This is a genomic window from Halorubrum marinum, from assembly GCF_048381195.1.
GTDB lineage: Archaea > Halobacteriota > Halobacteria > Halobacteriales > Haloferacaceae > Halorubrum.
In genome coordinates this window covers 427,194-443,268 of sequence record NZ_JBLWMM010000001.1, presented here as the reverse complement: position 1 = coordinate 443,268, position 16,075 = coordinate 427,194, and the positions used below count along the sequence as shown (strand labels likewise).

The 16,075-nt window shown below is 64.8% G+C and carries 9 protein-coding genes and 3 pseudogenes; 3 read left to right on the top strand and 9 right to left on the bottom strand.

From position 1 onward, the window contains the following. Positions 1-323 precede the first annotated feature (323 nt). A complete protein-coding gene (locus tag ACNSN4_RS02215; RefSeq protein ID WP_496923280.1) occupies positions 324-4,907 on the bottom strand; it encodes an Ig-like domain-containing protein in 4,584 nt (1,527 codons plus the stop codon). 1,052 nt (positions 4,908-5,959) lie between these two features. Here ACNSN4_RS02215 and ACNSN4_RS02210 point away from each other — a divergent pair. Further along, complete coding sequence (locus tag ACNSN4_RS02210; RefSeq protein WP_418284126.1) at positions 5,960-6,160, top strand: ribbon-helix-helix domain-containing protein; 201 nt, start codon at positions 5,960-5,962, stop codon at positions 6,158-6,160. Further along, positions 6,153-6,872, top strand: coding sequence for a queuosine precursor transporter (locus tag ACNSN4_RS02205; RefSeq protein ID WP_418284125.1), 720 nt, complete (start codon positions 6,153-6,155; stop codon positions 6,870-6,872). Before ACNSN4_RS02210 ends, ACNSN4_RS02205 begins: the two co-directional genes overlap by 8 nt. A gap of 61 nt (positions 6,873-6,933) precedes the next feature. Here ACNSN4_RS02205 and ACNSN4_RS02200 read toward each other — a convergent pair whose 3' ends face one another. Beyond that, entirely contained in the window at positions 6,934-8,025 is a 1,092-nt protein-coding gene (locus tag ACNSN4_RS02200) for a beta propeller repeat protein (RefSeq protein ID WP_418284124.1), read from the bottom strand. 81 nt (positions 8,026-8,106) lie between these two features. Between ACNSN4_RS02200 and ACNSN4_RS02195 the strand changes: the two genes are divergently transcribed. Then, complete coding sequence (locus tag ACNSN4_RS02195; RefSeq protein WP_418284123.1) at positions 8,107-8,838, top strand: DUF5781 family protein; 732 nt, start codon at positions 8,107-8,109, stop codon at positions 8,836-8,838. Positions 8,839-9,205: 367 nt separating this feature from the next. Here ACNSN4_RS02195 and ACNSN4_RS02190 read toward each other — a convergent pair. From ACNSN4_RS02190 to ACNSN4_RS02160, 7 genes and pseudogenes are all read right to left on the bottom strand, one after another. Next, a pseudogene (locus ACNSN4_RS02190) lies at positions 9,206-9,817 on the bottom strand (replication factor C small subunit); the annotation flags it as partial. Positions 9,818-9,820: 3 nt separating this feature from the next. Continuing rightward, a pseudogene (locus ACNSN4_RS02185) lies at positions 9,821-11,071 on the bottom strand (replication factor C small subunit); the annotation flags it as partial. Positions 11,072-11,122: 51 nt separating this feature from the next. Next, positions 11,123-11,494 (bottom strand): annotated as a pseudogene (locus ACNSN4_RS02180) (AAA family ATPase); the annotation flags it as partial. 119 nt (positions 11,495-11,613) lie between these two features. Next, positions 11,614-12,558, bottom strand: coding sequence for a DUF5995 family protein (locus ACNSN4_RS02175; protein ID WP_418284122.1), 945 nt, complete (start codon positions 12,556-12,558; stop codon positions 11,614-11,616). 193 nt (positions 12,559-12,751) lie between these two features. Then, a complete protein-coding gene (locus tag ACNSN4_RS02170) occupies positions 12,752-13,699 on the bottom strand; it encodes an electron transfer flavoprotein subunit alpha/FixB family protein (protein ID WP_418284121.1) in 948 nt (315 codons plus the stop codon). Beyond that, positions 13,699-14,487, bottom strand: coding sequence for an electron transfer flavoprotein subunit beta/FixA family protein (locus ACNSN4_RS02165; RefSeq protein ID WP_418284120.1), 789 nt, complete (start codon positions 14,485-14,487; stop codon positions 13,699-13,701). Before ACNSN4_RS02165 ends, ACNSN4_RS02170 begins: the two co-directional genes overlap by 1 nt. 138 nt (positions 14,488-14,625) lie before the next feature. After that, positions 14,626-15,936 carry a helix-turn-helix transcriptional regulator gene (locus ACNSN4_RS02160; RefSeq protein WP_418284119.1) on the bottom strand — a complete coding sequence of 437 codons (1,311 nt, stop codon included), beginning with the start codon at positions 15,934-15,936 and terminating at the stop codon, positions 14,626-14,628. Between the last annotated feature and the right edge of the window lie 139 nt (positions 15,937-16,075).

The following is a 16,075-nucleotide window of genomic DNA, read 5'->3' as shown; positions in this document are numbered from 1 at the left end:
CGGTACTTAGTACTGCAGTCATTTGGGTAGGGGTTGCAAGCGAAACATGAGGCGGTCGATATAAATGCTTTGTGGGGTGTTCGGCGTGTGTGAACCCGTCTCAAAGCAGCGTTGCGGGCTGAGACGCCCGATCTGCGTCTGTCGGATGTCAGACGTACTCTCGAAGACGGATATATAAGTCGACAATCGTCGACAATGTAGGTCGACATGGAGGTCACGAGGTAACCTGGGGGTCGCGCGCGGATTGAATACTAACGTTAATACTGAAAGAAATTCAGGGAGTTATAGGAAACCCAAGCCGTACCGAGCCCCCGCCCTCCTACTCAGGGCCGACGGAGCAGTACGACTGCGGCCAGCAGTGCGATCACCGCGACGGGAACGCCGAAGCCCGGAATGTCCAGTCCGGTATCCCTGTCCTCAGACGCGGTGACCGTCTGAGATTCGGTGCCATTCGTCTCTTCATCGCTCGACTCTTCGCTCCCGTCTCCTGGAGCCTCCGCGGCGAGCGCGATCTGCTCGGCCGTCGTCGTCTCGAGCGTGGCGACGACCACATCCCCTTCCACCGCGGTGTCGAGCGTGATCCACTCACCATCGACGCGCTGATACGCCACAAATTCATCCACGGACGCACCTTCGGGGAAGGCGTCGTCACGAACCGAAAAGGAAACCCGCATCTCCGCGACCTTCCGCTCCTCGACGCCGATCACGTCCGCAGTGAGATACCCCACCGGAGTACCAGCGTCACTCGGCAGGGCAGACCCGGGCGCGTCGACCCGTGGATCAGTCGTCTCGATGCGGAAATCAGAAGGATCGAACAGGAAATCCATCCAAATCCCCGACACTTCGAAGGGCGTACCGCTGACGACCCCGTCGGTGTCGATGTCCGCCTCACTGCTCCGCGGGATATCCGACAACCGAATCGTAGCTCCGCCGTCGGACTCGAACATGTCGACCGTCAAAGACGCGTCGTCGCCACTCTGTCCACCACCGCCACCACCTCCGTCACCTCCACCGCTGGCGTGGGCCAGCGGCTCAGTGACGGTAACCGTCCACGTCTCATTCCGCTCGTTCCCGTACGCGTCGGAGACGCGCAACGAGATCGTGCGATTACCCGGGTCAACTGGCGTCGAGACGTCGAGTGAGGCGTTAGTGAGCGTCTCCGCGTCGTTCAGATCAACTGACTCTCCGTCTATCGTAAGCACCGTCGCGTTGGGATCGACGCCGATTCCCTCGTCCTCGAACGACGCGCGGATCCGAAGCTCGTTCGCTTCGACCTCGCCCGTGGTAGACGGCGAGTCGATGGTGACGTTGGGAGCCGTGTCGTCCACGTCCGAGCTGACGGCGAACGTCGAGTAGTGCGGCGTCTGAACGCGATACGCGAGCTCCCCGTCAGAACCGTTAAGCGCCTCGCCATCGATCGACCGCCACCCGTCCGTTGTCTCGTTGAACACCCAGAACTCGACCGACTCGGGGATCCCTCTCGCTTCGCGTAGGTCGGCAAGCGAGACGGTCGCGTTGAAGTTGCCCCCCTCGGTCTGATCACTAGAGACGTTGAAATCATGTTGCGGATAGTACACGACGTGATCATCGGGTACGGGCGTATCTTCCGGATTCTCCGTCGTGACTGCCGAGGTGAGTTCGATATGTGAACCGTTGATCGCTGTGCCGTTCTCGTCGGTCGCGATCTGGATCGTCACGTCGTCGACCGCATCGTCGGGCGATTCTCCAGTCGCGAGCCCGGACTCAGTGACTGGGACCGTCTGTTGAAGCCCGACGTACACCGACAGATTCTGCTGTTGGACATTGCCAGCCGCGTCGATAGCTCGGATCTCTATTGTCCTATTCCCAATGCGTAGGGGGGCAGACGTACTTCCGGTCCAGCTATCGCCGTCGGCCGCGAGTGTTGAATCCCGCGCGAGGACACTACCGACACCCGTTCGGTCGTCGGTGGCGTTGACGGTCACCGGGACCGGATCGGTTGGGAGCACAGTCCGGTTGTTGGCATCGTGGAGGTCGACGTCGTCTATCTCTGGGGAAACCGTGTCTACGACGAACGATTCGGTCACCTCCCGCGAGTTGCCCGCGCGATCCACCAATTCGACTGTGAGTTCGTGGGAGCCGTCGGCGAGACTTTCACCCTTGACGGAGAGTGTTCCGTCATCGTGATCTCCGTCTGCGGGTACCGATTGACCGTCGATCCGGGCCGTCGACGCGGTCGCCGTCTCGTTCATACCCGCGAGATTATCGGAGACGCTGAGAACGAGCATCGGATCCGTTTGGTTCGTCGCGCCCGGACCGTCACCTCCACCGACTCGCCCGGGCTCTGCGAGGCTACCGTTCGGAGGCATCTCGTCCCGTCCGATCGAAACGGCGAACTCCGCGGTGTTCCCGGCACGGTCCGTAGCCTCGATAATGATGCGGTTCGATCCGAGACTCAGATCGACCGTTTCGTCGTAGTTACCAGATGCGCTGAGCAGGTGCAATTGCCCGCTCTGGCTCGATCGGTTGGTCGTTAACGTTGCTGCGGTGAGGTTTCGGTCCGTGACCGTCCCGGAGACGTTGACCGCAGATGCGTTCGTGTACCGCGGTGCGATCGCGTTGACCGAGGGTGGTTGATTATCGACATCGTACGAAATGCTGGTCTGATTCACGTTGCCAGCGGCATCAGTGACAGTTATCAAGGCAGTGTGCGTGCCGTCGCTCGTGTCGGGATCGAAGGTCCCGTCCCACTCGTCGGAGTCGGCCGAGAGGGCGGCAGTACGGTCGGTATCGGCAGCGTCAACGACCTCTACATCAGCGACGCCGGACTGTATCGTACCAGTGTCCTCCGCGGCCACCGAGACCTCCAGTGGCGTCGAAGCGTTGACATACGTGTCCGCTACGGTCACGTCGTTGATATTCGGGAGAGTCGTGTCGACCACGATCTCCGCGTTAGTGCTCGTGTCCGCGCGACCAGACTCGTCCTCGACCGTGACCTGGATGTCGTACTCTCCGTCAGTGATGTCATTTGGAAGTCCGATCGAAACCGACTCTGACTGCGTCAGCTGTCCGCCCTGGACGTTCGACACTGTGCGGGAGGCGACCTCGGATCCGCCCTGATCGAGGACTGTCACGGTCGCCGATTCGGGGAAGCGGGTTTCGTGAGTGAATCCGACCACGATCTCCGTGCCGGGCGCACCGTACTCCGGTACCTGTGAGTTGTCCGTGTCGACGACCGGAGCCTCCGAACTGACGCGGACTTCGTGTTCGGTCTCGTTCGTGTTACCGTGGATGTCCTTCGTCCGGACCTGCACTATGTGCGTGCCGTCCTGAATCGTCCGTGTAGTCGACCAAGTCCCGTCCCCGGATGCGATGGTCTCGTAGGAAGAGCCGCCGACGCTGATCTCGACCGACTCCGTCTCCGTTTCGTCGTCAACGACGGATCCGTCCAGCGTGACCGAGTTCGACGTGTACGGCGTGGGGCCGAACGAGGTCTTCACTTTGGGTGGAAGTTTGTCGATTCCAAACTCGGTGTAGACGACGTCGAGTTCGGCTTCACCGCTGTCGTCCCACATCTGGTAGAAGTCGTCTATTCCCTGCGGGTTCCGTTCGATGATATCCGCGATTTTACTGAAGGAGTACGGAAGCGGCTCCTCGCCGTCACTGATCGCCCAGAGGATACTCGCGACGGATCCCTCGACCTGAAGTCCGTCGTAAGATCCGTCGCCGGGATTGTTCGCACATCGACCGTCGTAGTGTGTGTCATAGAATTCGTTCGATTCGATATTCTGTCCGCCCCAGTAGACGGCGTTTGGATTACCGGAGACCGCGGCTTCGTAGTAAGCAGCAAATCCCTCCATCAGTGCGTAAGATCTATCTGTTTTACTCACATAGGTGTGACATTCATACGTACCTGTGCTTAGGACACGGTAATTTATTAATTGGAAGTGGACGCTGTGCCCGTACTCGTGGTAGACCGTATGATCGTCCCAGTAGTAGTACGAGTGGTCCGGTAGGTCGATTCTCTCGTTACCGCTGGTGGTGTACCGGTAGTATGCCCAATCTCCAGTTGGGTATCTAATGGGAAGTTGTGTCTTCTGAACGCCGTTCGTGGACGTGAATTCGTATGCGTCGTACGCCCAGTCGGCCGCTTGATACGGCGCGTTATCACCGGCGGAGATGAGCTCTTTTGTCCCGTCGCCGTTCTGGTCCGAGCCAAGAGTGACTTCATCACCTGCGGTCAGGGTTCCGCTATCAGCGTAAAAGCTATACACTCCTGAGTTGGTCACGTAGACGGCATCATTCTCCGCGTATATGACGACTCTCGCAGTGATCTCTCCGTTACCGCTTGACGCTTCACTCGGATCAACCGAAAAAGAAAACGTGCCGTCGTCGTTGGTAGTCGATTCACGGAGAAGCTTCGTGGATCCGTCGATGTCGTAGAGCTCTATTCTTGCACTCGATAATTCGTGCACCGTACCCTCGTGGTCGTACGCGGCTTGACCGTTCACGAAGATGGTCGAATCCGCTGTTCCGATCGATTTATTCGTTGAATCGGAGTCCTCCGAGTCGCTCGTGTCATCGGAGTCCACGTCTGCGGGCGCGGAGGTCGTAGTTTCGTCATCGCTTCCGGTCGTCGGTATTTCAGAGCCCTCCGGCAAAGCGTCCACGGTGAATCCGATTCGTTGCGTCCGGATCGTGTCCTGACGCGTGCCCTCAACGACAACGGTTACTGTCCGAGTCACGGCTCGCTCAGCGGTTATCGTGACGTCGTACTCGATCGTTTCTCCGGGATGTATAGTATCGGCTTCGAACGATCTCGCGTCAACCGTTACTCCCGACGCACCGATTGCAGAGACTGTGACGTTTGAGACGTTCTTCTCCCCAGTAAGTTCAAACGTCACAGTTTTTCTCTCGCCAACGGACATATTCCCATCAAATGACGTGTTCGCGGTCACGAGCTCCGGAGGCCGCGACGCATCGATCTTCTGGCTTTGGGGGGAGTTATCTCCGCTACTCGTACTGCCAAGAGGTTCGCTTACCGTCGGGGGTTCATGTTGTAGGTCTTGAGAGTTCTGTGACACGGACGCGCCTCCCTCTGAGAGTTGAATTCCCGCTCCGAGAATGGCTACAGACAGTACGACAATGGCAAGCAGAAAACGGCCACGTTTTCCTACGGTCGACATGAAATATCGCTCACATAGGACATTCAAAAATGATTGGGATCATTACATTATCGAAAGACAAAATTACAACTTTGAGAAACATTCACGAATATATTAATGTTAGGATTTTTGTCTTTTGATACAAAATATCAATATTCATGTTTCATAATGCAGAACTTATTAAATTCCTGAGATTATTGGTACGGTTGAGGAATATTCAGTGGCGTTTTACAGTATCTGTCGACAACGACCTCGGCCCCCGGTCGGTCACACGCGGGTAGCGTGAGAGTGACGAGCGCGTCCCGAGACGCGCGATCGGTGACGAGCACCCCTCGACCAGTCCGGTGGCGTCGCCGACCACCGGCACCCGTTCGTACCGCCACGATCCCGATACCGATCGTCCCCTGGCAGCGCGGGCCTTTTTGCGTGCCCCCGGGCCCTGTGCGTCCGACTCGCCCACCCGCCGACGGTTTAGGCCGCTGGAGCGCGTACACTCGTCCGGCGCGAGGGCACGTCCACCGCCTCGGGTAGGGGGTCGTGCCCGCCCGCGCCTCCCCCGACCGGTCCCCGCTCCGCGCGCCGCCGCGCACTCGGATTGCCGCTGGCCCGTCGTCTACTCAGAGGCACACTCGCGTGCACCCGCACGCGACCCGCCAGACGACGCGGTCGAGGCGGGGCGGGACCGCGGAGCCGACCTCCGACCGGCGACGAATTCTCGACGGAGCCCCCGCACATCCGCTCCGGATGGAACCCGATACTCTTCGGCGAATACTCGGATATTAACGCTCTTATACGACCGTCGTCCACGGAGCGATATGCCAAAGATCAGCGTCGAGATCCCCGGCGAGCTCTTAGACGACCTCGACGAGCACGTCGGCGACGACGGGAAGTTCGTGAACCGCAGCGACGCCGTCCGCGCGTCCATCCGCAAGACCCTCGACGTGCTCGACGAGATCGACGCCCGCCACGACCGCCTCGACGACGAGTCCGACCGCGACGACACGAACGATGAGTAGCGGGTCCGAGACCGCCGACGGCCCCTTCGCCACCGACCCGCTTGACCGCACCGCGCTGGCCGCCGTCGGGCTCGTCACCCTGTTCGTCGTCGCGCTGGCGACCGCGCAGGTGACCGCCGCGAAGGTGATCGCCCTCCCGCTCCCGGTCGGCCTCCCCGTCGTCGGCCCCGAGATCGTCCTCCCGGGCGCGGCGCTCGCATACGCGCTCACGTTCCTTGCGTCCGACGCCTACGCCGAGCTGTACGGCCGCCGCGCCGCGCAGGTCGTCGTCAACGTCGCCTTCCTCGCGAACTTCCTCGTGCTCGCCCTCGTCTGGTCGACGCTCGCCGCCCCCGGGATCGACCCCGAGATCAGCGCCGCGTTCGACACCGCTCTCGGCCCCGCGACCAACATTGTCGCCGGGAGCCTGCTCGCGTACCTCGTGAGTCAGAACTGGGACGTGTTCGTCTTCCACGCGATCCGCGACCGCACCGGCCCCCAGATGCTCTGGCTGCGCAACCTCGCGTCCACCGCGACAAGCCAAGCGCTCGACACCGTGATCTTCGTCGGCGTCGCCTTCTTCCTCGCGCCGACCCTCTTCGGCGTCGGCGACCCCCTGCCGCCCGCCGTCCTCGTCTCGCTCGCGCTCGGCCAGTACCTCCTCAAGCTCGCGATCGCCGTCCTCGACACTCCCGTCGTCTACCTCATCGTGGGCGCGGTCCGCCGCGAGTAGACGGCCCGCCGCGAGTGGGCGGAACGGTCCGATCCAACCGTCGGCGCGGCCCGATTCAACCTTAGCGCGGCCCGACGGCCAGCGCTCGCGCGGACTCCGCGGGCAGGCTCGCGGGCACGCGCTCGAACGACTCAGCTCCGTCCCGAGTCCGGTACAGCCCTCGGTCGTTGAGCACCCACAACTCTCCACCGGTCTGCCCGCTCGCGAGGGCCGCCCGGTACGTCCCCTCGCCGGTGGGGATCCCCCTGTCGTCGAGCCGCTCGAAGCGCGCCCCGGGAGACCCCGCCGACGCCGACTCCGCCGAGACCGATCCCGAACCGTCGTCTTCCGCGTCGCCGCCCGCGTCGCCGCCCGCGACCCGTCGGTAGAGGTACGCCTCGCCGCGTCGATGCGCCGCGCTCGCGCCCGACGCCGCGCTGACGATCGCCCGCTCCGGGTCGCCGGGATCGACGGCGAGCCCCCAGACGTAGCCGTGGTCGAGCCCCTCGCGGACGACCCGCCACGAGGCCCCCCGGTCGTCGCTCTCCGCGAATCCGTCGCCCGCGGCCGCGTACACCCGATCGGACGCGTCCGGGTGCGTCGCGAGCGCGTGGGTGTCCCGCCGGGAGCCCTCCGGGCGGTCGATCCACGTCGCCCCGTCGTCGGGCGTGACCACCAGCGCGCCCGCCTCGATTCCGACGAACCACCGCGCGGGGTCCGCCGGACACGGCTCGATCCACCGGACGTGGTGCGTCTCCGGCCGCGGCGGAAACGACCACGACGACGCCGAGGGAACGTCGGTGAGCCCCGGGACGCGCTCGACGGTTCGGCCGCCGTCCGTCGACCGGTACACCCGCGAGGGCTCCGTGCCGACCCAGACGACCGACGGGTCGTGCGGGCTCGTCGCGACCGCGGTGACCGCGTCCGGCCCCGAGCCGCCCGGTCCGAGCGTGTCGCCGGCGACCCGCTCGAACGTCTCTCCGCCGTCGACGGAACGGAACAGCCCCGCGTCGAACGTCCCGGCGAGGACTCGGACGCCGACGGAGCCCCCGACCTCCGAGGAGACCGAGAGACACTCGACCGGGCGGTCCGCCAGCCGAATCGCGACGTCGCCGCTCCGCGGGTCGACGGTCCGGAGGCCGTCGTCGTACGCCGCAAAGACACGTGGACACATGCCACACGGTTCGACGCGCGGCGACAAAAGCCTTCGACGGGCGCAAGAGACTTACCGACCGCACCCGTGTGAGATGTACGCATGGATCTTCGCGTGCAGGGGGACGTTCCCCCCGACCCGTTTCTCGGCGCCGCCGACCTGTTCGAAACTGAGTGCTCTCTCGCCGACCCCGTCTACGTCAAGGTGCGCGAGGACCCCGACGAGCGAACGTGGGCCGGCCACTACGAGGGGTATCACGTCCTGAACGTCTCGAAGCGCGCCGCCACGAGCGCGATGGCCCGCGAGCTGGCCGTCCACGAGCTCTCGCACATGGCTCGCTACGAGGAGGGCCACGCCTCTCACATTCAGTCGACAGAAGAGGCGCTGTACCTCGGCCTCGCGGGCGAGCAGGTCGAGCGCCGCAAGCTCGCGCACTGTTACCAGATCGCGAATCACATGAAAGACATCTACGCCGACGACATCACCCTCTCCGTCGCGCCCGCCGACAAGCTGCTGGGCTTTCTCGAGTCCACGCTCGCGGCCGCCGTCGCCGACCGCCCCGCGATCTCCCGGGACGGCTCCCCGCCCGTCACCGCGGGCGCCGACCCGGAGATCACCGCGGTCAACGCCGCCTTCGCGCTCGCCCTCGTCGAACGACACGACATCGCCGGTACGGACCACCGCATCTACGACCTCGCGCGCGCGGCCGGAAGCGACACCGACGCGGTCGACGTCGACGCGTTCAAGGAGCGCTTCCTCGCGCTCGGCCCCGACCCCACGGAGAGCGACTACCGGAAGGCGCTCGTCGACGCCGCTCGCGCGTACGCCGTTTAAAAAGCTCAAAAGAAACCCGCGCGGAGTGTCGGCTATCGGACCCAACTTGGTGGAAGAGTAACCGATAGACAGCAGTAGGCACTTATAAGCTGAATTGCGGTGGCGCGCGCCTCCGAGCGCCCAAAGGGCGCGAGGAGCGTCGCGCGAGGTCGCCGGCGCTACGCGCCGGCTGCCAGAGAATCTTCGATTCTCGCTGGACGCGGCGACCGGAGGGAGCCGCGAGGCTGGGGAGGTGTGAGGCTGTGGTCGCGGCTGGGGCTTTGGAAGTGTTCACCGTCGATCCGCTATCAACAGCTTATAAGAATCCGATCGCAACCTCACAGCACCTATTCCTCCGATCCAACCGAAACTCCGAACCCTAACCGACTCACTCCTCCAGCGACAGCGCGGCCAACAGCGCCTCCAGCTGCACCTGCTCGTTCGCCCCCTCGGCGATCCGGTAGTCGGCCTCGCCGATCCGCTCCATCAGCTTCACCGCCTCGCGCTCGCTCAGGTCGAACTCCCAGACGGAGCGGTGCAGCTGGTCGATGACGTCGCCGCCGGCCATCCCCGTCTCCGTCAAGAGCGTGTCGAGCGTCGCCCGCGCCTTCGCGAAGTCGCCCGCGAGCGCGTCCGTCACCATCGACTCGATCTCCTCCGGGCGCGCGGTCGCCGTGATGGCGTACACCGCCTCCTCGTCGACGATCTCGCCGGTCGTCGCCGCCGCCTGCAGGGAGTTGATCGCGCGGCGCATGTCGCCGTCGGCCGCGTACACGAGCGCGTCCACGCCCGCGTCGGTCACCTCGATCCCCTCCGCGGCCGCGATCTCGCGGGTCTGTGCCGCGACCGCCTCGTCCGAGAGCGGCGCGAACCGGAAGACGGCACACCGCGACTGGATCGGATCGATGATCTTCGACGAGTAGTTACACGAGAGAATAAACCGGGTGTTGTCGGAGAACTGCTCCATCGTTCGGCGTAATGCTGACTGAGCGTCATCCGTGTTGTGCGTCAACACTCCGTTCGCGAGCATGAAGTTTGGAGTGTCCTCCATAGTAATGTTGTACGCCTTGCCGCGATGGCTGTACTCGATGCTGTCGATCGCGACCGTCTGAACGCTTTGCAGCCCACCGTCCGTGACGACCGCCGGTTCGAACTCCTCTTTCTCGTAGTGCTCGTGGTGAGGCATGGCGCCGTCGCCGACGACGACGTAGGTGTACTCGTCCCCGTACGTTTCGAGGAACTCCTCGACTTTCTCGGTCTGCCCCCACAGCTCCGCGACTCCCTTGACCTCAATTACCGTGTCTCCGAGTAGGAAATCGGGGTGGTATACGGAGTCAGACAGCTCGAATGCCGGTTCGTACTCGTACTCGATGCCCGCCTCCTGCAGCGCCTTCGCGACATCGTACTCCCAGTCGGATCGAACCAGGTGTCCGAGTTCGTCGCTGTGTCTGATGTTACCGCCGGTCGGTTCGTGGCCTTTTAGCGCTTCGGACACCTTCTGTGCGACTTCCGGATCACGCATCGGGTTATTGTCGCCGCTGATGTCGCAAACAGGGTAGTCACAGTTTTCGACGCTCTTTTCGATTACCGCTTGTCGCTCCTCGTCGTCCAAGCTTTCCCACCACTCGACCGTGGCCGCACCGATGTCTGCTTTCACCTCGTCGGGATCCGCGTCGACGACCCACTCCTCCCACGACGTTCCCGACCGCATCTCGCTGATCGTCTCGCGAAATTGTTCGACCGTCTCTTCGTCCATTTCCATGACGTGGACTCCGTGGAAATCCCCGCCGTAGTTCGGGTTGTTACGTCCGGCAAAGCGACCGTCTGAGAGCTTTTCGACGATCTGTTTCCGTCGCTCGTCGGACCACTCGGTCCCATACATCGGATTCCCGTCCCCGCGCATCTCCTGACTGTGGCCCTCATTTTTGCACTCAATGGAACAGAAGCGTCCCGCCGTCCACGACTCACAGATTTCGCACTGAGACACCGCTATCTCGTCTTTGAAGTCCGCGATTTCGTCCCCCGGCGACAATTCTCTGAGTTCCTTCTCTACGAGCCTCCCGTCTTCGCCGACCACGAAGAACGGGTGGGTTGGACTTGCGATCGTGGTTCGACCGTCCTGCAGTTCCAGTTCGAGGAAGTCCGCGGTACCAGAGTCGACGAGTTTCCCCTTGTCGGACTGTATCTCGTTGGTCTCGAAATCGACGGACGGAATCGGTTCGCCCTCCGCGCTCACTTCCTCGATGGGTTTCACTTCGGGCTTCGACGGATACCCCGTCACAACCTCGGTTCCCGGAGGCACGCACAACGAGTCTGCCTCATCAAGAAACACGATCCGGAAGTCGCCGCCGAACGACGACCGCGCGAACCCCTTGATCCGATCGCGCACCACGTCGATGCCGCGCTGATCGGAGGCGTTGAGTTCGAGGAAGTTCCCCCGCCAGTTGTCCTCGCCGTACACCTGGCGAGCGATGGCGGTGGCCGCGGTCGTCTTTCCTACTCCCGCAGGCCCACTGAAAAGAAGGTGCGGAATGTCGTCTTGCTCGATGTAGCTCTGGAGCCGTTCGACGATCGCCTCCTGGCCGTGGATGTCGTCGAGCGACTGCGGTCGGTACTTCTCGATCCAGATCTCCCGACCGGTCGCGGTCGCAGCCGTCTGCTCGTCGGCCTCGCTCATGTAACGATGGGAGGTGCGGCGGGGTCATAAACGCCCCGAGAACGGGCGGACGCACCCCTCGAGAACGGGACGAACGTGGACCCCGAGAACGAGGCGGACGCGGGGCGAACAGGAGACGTCTATTCGTGGCGGAGCTTCACCGCGCTCCGTCGGCGAAGCGTGTCGCGGAACAGCGACAGGATCGCTTCCTCGGCCTCCACCCGCCGGATGCGACGACGGGTCCGCTCGTCGATCCGCGGGGCTAACACCAGCGCGGCGGCACCGGTCGAAAGGGTCCGCACGCGCCAGCCGACGTATCGCTCGCCCGCCCACGCCGGCAGGTCGGCGAGCAGCACGGCGTTCCGCCACGCGAACTCCCGACTCCCCGCCAGCCCGAGGAGCGCGAGTCGGTCGTCCAGCGGGTCGACGAGCGCGTCGATCCCGCGCACGCCGATCGCGTCGTACACCTCGATCAGCGTCTCCTGAACGACCGCGGTGAGCCGTGCGAGAATCGCGTTGACGCGGTCGTGGTCCGCTCGCTTTACGTCGCGGTCGGGGTCGATTCGCACGTCCCGGAGCGTGTGCGTCAGGTCGTCGTTGATGTGCGCGTTGATCCCGAGCAGCGCGTCCTGCGCGACGAGCGTCTCGCCGCGCTCGGCGGCCCCGAACGCGAGCAGCCACGCCTGCGGCACCGACGCGAACGCCCGTCGCTCGAACGCGAGCAGCGCCCGTCGGTAGTACTCGGCGAACGTGACGAGGTACGCGGTCACCCACGCCGGGTCGTCGAAACCGCCCTCGTCGAGCGTCGCTGAGACGGCCGTGGTCATCCGGGCGTACACCGTGAGGAACACGGACCGACGGTCTCCGTCTCCTCGGAGGTGCGCCTCGATACGAGTCAGTCGGTCGGCGACGTCGGCGACCGAGTCGAACGGGGTGGACGCGAGGTCGATCAGGGTCGCGTCCGGCTCGTCGTCGGCCAGTTCGGCCGCGAGTACCGCCGTGTCGACCCGCGTTCGTCGTCGGTACGCGGCCAGCAGCGCTCTGGTCTCTGCGGGCGTCGGTGCGGCGAAACGAATCGGGATCATGGGTAATCGACAGTGCGTCGACCGTCAGATTCGGTCGGACGACAAGAAGGTATCGCGTCCGGCGGTTCGGCTCGCGGGGTCACCGGTCCGGATCGTTGGATCGCTAGGTCGATGGGTCGCTAGGTCGCTAGGTCGATGGGTCGCTAGGTCGCTGGATCGCCGATTCGGCTCACCAGCCAGTTCGACCGGCGACCTACGCGAACTCGTCGATGAGTTCGGGCACCACGTCGAAGAGGTCGCCGACGATCCCGTAGTCGGCGATGTCGAATATCGGCGCGTTCGGGTCGGTGTTGATAGCGACGATGATGTCCGACCCCTTCATCCCGGCGACGTGCTGAACCGCGCCCGAGATACCGACCGCGATGTACACGTCGGGAGTGACGACCTTCCCGCTCTGTCCGACCTGCCGGTTCTTCGGCAGCCAGCCGTTGTCGACGATCGGCCGCGACGCGGAGAGGGTCGCACCCAGCGCGTCCGCGAGCTCCTCGACCAGCTCTAGGTTCTCCTCCTCTTCGATCCCGCGACCGACCGAGACGAGCACGTCGGCGTCACCGATGTCGACGTCGCCGCCGCCGACCTCTTCGAAGCCGGTCACGCGTGCGCCGGACTCGGGGACGTCGATGTCGACGGTCTCGACCGGCGCGTCGCCCATCCCCCCCGCTGGCGACCACTCGCCGCCGCGGACCGTGAGGACGAAGCGGTCGCCCTCGACGTCGACGGTCGTCTCCACCTTCGAGCCGTACATCTCCCGAGTGACGGTCAGCCCGTCGTCGTACGCGAATCCGACGGCGTCGGTCACCAGCGGGAACCCCTGCGCCTCGGCGACGGCCGGGGCGTAGTCGAGCCCGTTGACCGAGTTCGGGATCAGGACCGTTCCCGCGTCCGTCCGGTCGAGCAGCGCCGCGACCGCCGCCTGGTAGACGTTGTGGTCGAACTCCTCGCCGTCGCCGACGGTGTAGAGCGCGTCGACGCCCTCGCGGTTCAGGTCCTCCGCGAACCGCTCGACGTTCCCGGCTATCACCGCGACGTGGAGGTCGCCGTCGCGCGCGTCGGCCAGCTCGCGGCCGGCCGTGATCGCCTCGTGAGACACGTCGCGCAGCTCTCCCCGGCGGTGTTCGGCGACGACGAGCACGTCGGACATCACGCGCCCACCCCCTTCTCCCGCAGGACCTCCGCAAGGCGACCCGCGGCCTCGCCCGCGTCGCCCTCGATGAGCTCCGCGTCCGACTCGCTCTCCGGCTCGTACATCGAGGTGATTGTGAGCGCGCTTGCGACGTCCTCGGGAGCGAGGCCCAAGTCGGAGAGGTCCATCGCGGCGATCTCCTTGCGCTGGGCCTGCCGAATGCCGCGCAGACTCGCGTATCGCGGCTCGTTGAGCCCCGTCTGGACGGTCAACACGGCCGGGAGGTCGACCTCGGTCAGCTCCTCGACGCCGCCCTCCAGCTCGCGGTGGACGTTCGCGATTCCGGCGTCCGCGTCGACCTCCAGGTCGTTGACGACGGCGGCGTGCTCGAACCCGATCCGCTCGGCGAGCGCGACCCCGGTCGCGCCGAACCCGGTGTCGGCCGCTTGGACGCCGCCGAGGATCAGGTCCGGGTCCTCGTCGTCGACGACCGCCTCGAACGTCGACACCTTCGCGGCGACGTCGGCGAACCCGTCCTCGAAGGCGTCGTCCCAGACGCGGACGGCTCGGTCGGCGCCCTTCGCGAGCGCCATCCGGATCGTCTCCTCGGTGCGCTCCGGACCGATGGTGACGGCCACGACCTCGTCGGCGACACCGGCCTCGGCCAGTTGGACGGCCGCCTCGATCGCGTAGTCGTCCCACTCGTTGAGATCGTACTCGAGGTCAGACGCCGCGATGTCGGTCCCTTCTATCGCGAAGTCGTCGTCGACTTCGCCGACTTCCTTGACGGTCACCAAAATCTTCATGATCGATACTCCGTCTCACCACCTGTAATGATTTTCGGAACGCGTCACCGCGAGCGCGCGGTTTCCTCGCTCGCTTCCGGCCGTGCGATCGCCGGTTCGGTCCACCGGCTCCCCGCCGCGGTCGATCCAGTTCGCCGACTATCGATCCGCGGTTGCGTTGTCGGCTTTCCCGCCATCTGGGCCTGAGCCGTCCGAGTCGTCCGATCCGCTAGAGTCGCCCGAGTCGCTCGCGTCGTCGGGCAGCGAGATGAGGTTCTCGCGGCCGAGTCGGAGCTTCTCGACGCGCCCCGCGTCCGCCATCGCCGAGAGGAGCTGTGAGACCTTCGCGTCGGACCAGCCGGTCTCCGAAACGATGTCTGCCTGCCGCATTCGGCCGCCGTTATCGACCAGCAGTCGCTCGACGCGCTCCTCATCAGAGAGCAGCGAGAGGTCTGGCTCCGTTTCCGGCTCCGAGCTGCCACCGTCGTCTGGACTCGCCCCGGTCGGCGCGTCGCCGTCGGCGTTCGCGCCGACGGCAGCGGCGCCGCCGACGCCCGCGCCACCGCCACCGCCCCCGTCGACGCCCCCGCCGTTCGTCGGCGCCCCGTCGTCATCCATGCGACGGTATCCGACGATGCTCCCGGCGATGAGCAGTGCCGCGAGCACGATGGCGGCGGTGAGCATCGTCCACGGCGGCCCCACGGCGCCCGTCGGCGCGTACACGACCGCGACTCGCTCGTCGTCACCGAAGGCGCGCGGCCCCTCGATGATCACGGCGTTGTCCCGAAGCGGGACCGTCGCACCGGGGGTTCCGGTGACGGTGTACCCATCCGGCGTCGCCACCTCGAGCGTCTGCCCCTCCTCCAGCGAGCGAAGCCAAGTCCCGTCGTTCGGCGTCGTCAGCGCGTCACCGAGCACGAGATTCTCGCCGTCCTCGGCGAGGAACCCCGTCCAGACGAACGTGAGTCGGAGTTCGCCGACGGCGACGGCCTCGTCGCCCGCGACGTCGAACGCCGAGGGGTTCTCGTGGACCGTCGTATCGCGGTCGACGGACTCGATCCGCATCGTTCGGTCGACGTTCCGGCTCGCCTCACGGGCGAATCCCTCGAACAGCGACGCGTCGGGACCGATTTCTCCCGCGAGGAACTGGTCGGCCGCCGTCTCGAACGCGGTGCGCTCATCCGAGTCGGTGAGCTCGTACCGAACCGAGACCTCCCATCGTGCGTCGCGGTCGGGTGACGGCTCGATCCGGATCCGCGTCTCCGTGTTCGGATCGAACCCGTCGTCGAGCTGTGGGGTCTCGGTCATCTGTGCGGCGAGCGACGGCGTTGCCGACGCGTCGGCCGTCGCTCCGTCGGGGGAGGAGAGCAGCGTCGAAACCGCGTCTCCAGCGACGGGTGCGCCGGCTCCGGCGACGAGCGCGACGGCGATCACCGCGACGAGGAGAACGCGGAGAGCGGGGTTCCGCATACAAACCACGCCTCTCGTGCGCCGCTCAAAACGCTTTCCATAGCCGGTTTCGACGGTGTCGTGGAACTGTATTGTCACTCCGGCCCGTCGTTGGGCGCTGCGTGGACGGCGGGTCGCTCGCGCACGTGGTCATTGAGGT

Coding starts and splice junctions, on each gene's coding strand:
- ACNSN4_RS02210 (WP_418284126.1), top strand. CDS start 5,960: ATGCCAAAGATCAGCGTCGAGATCCCCGGCGAGCTCTTAGACGACCTC.
- ACNSN4_RS02165 (WP_418284120.1), bottom strand. CDS start 14,487: ATGAAGATTTTGGTGACCGTCAAGGAAGTCGGCGAAGTCGACGACGAC.
- ACNSN4_RS02160 (WP_418284119.1), bottom strand. CDS start 15,936: ATGCGGAACCCCGCTCTCCGCGTTCTCCTCGTCGCGGTGATCGCCGTC.
- ACNSN4_RS02200 (WP_418284124.1), bottom strand. CDS start 8,025: ATGTGTCCACGTGTCTTTGCGGCGTACGACGACGGCCTCCGGACCGTC.
- ACNSN4_RS02205 (WP_418284125.1), top strand. CDS start 6,153: ATGAGTAGCGGGTCCGAGACCGCCGACGGCCCCTTCGCCACCGACCCG.
- ACNSN4_RS02195 (WP_418284123.1), top strand. CDS start 8,107: ATGGATCTTCGCGTGCAGGGGGACGTTCCCCCCGACCCGTTTCTCGGC.
- ACNSN4_RS02170 (WP_418284121.1), bottom strand. CDS start 13,699: ATGTCCGACGTGCTCGTCGTCGCCGAACACCGCCGGGGAGAGCTGCGC.
- ACNSN4_RS02175 (WP_418284122.1), bottom strand. CDS start 12,558: ATGATCCCGATTCGTTTCGCCGCACCGACGCCCGCAGAGACCAGAGCG.
- ACNSN4_RS02215 (WP_496923280.1), bottom strand. CDS start 4,907: ATGTCCGTTGGCGAGAGAAAAACTGTGACGTTTGAACTTACTGGGGAG.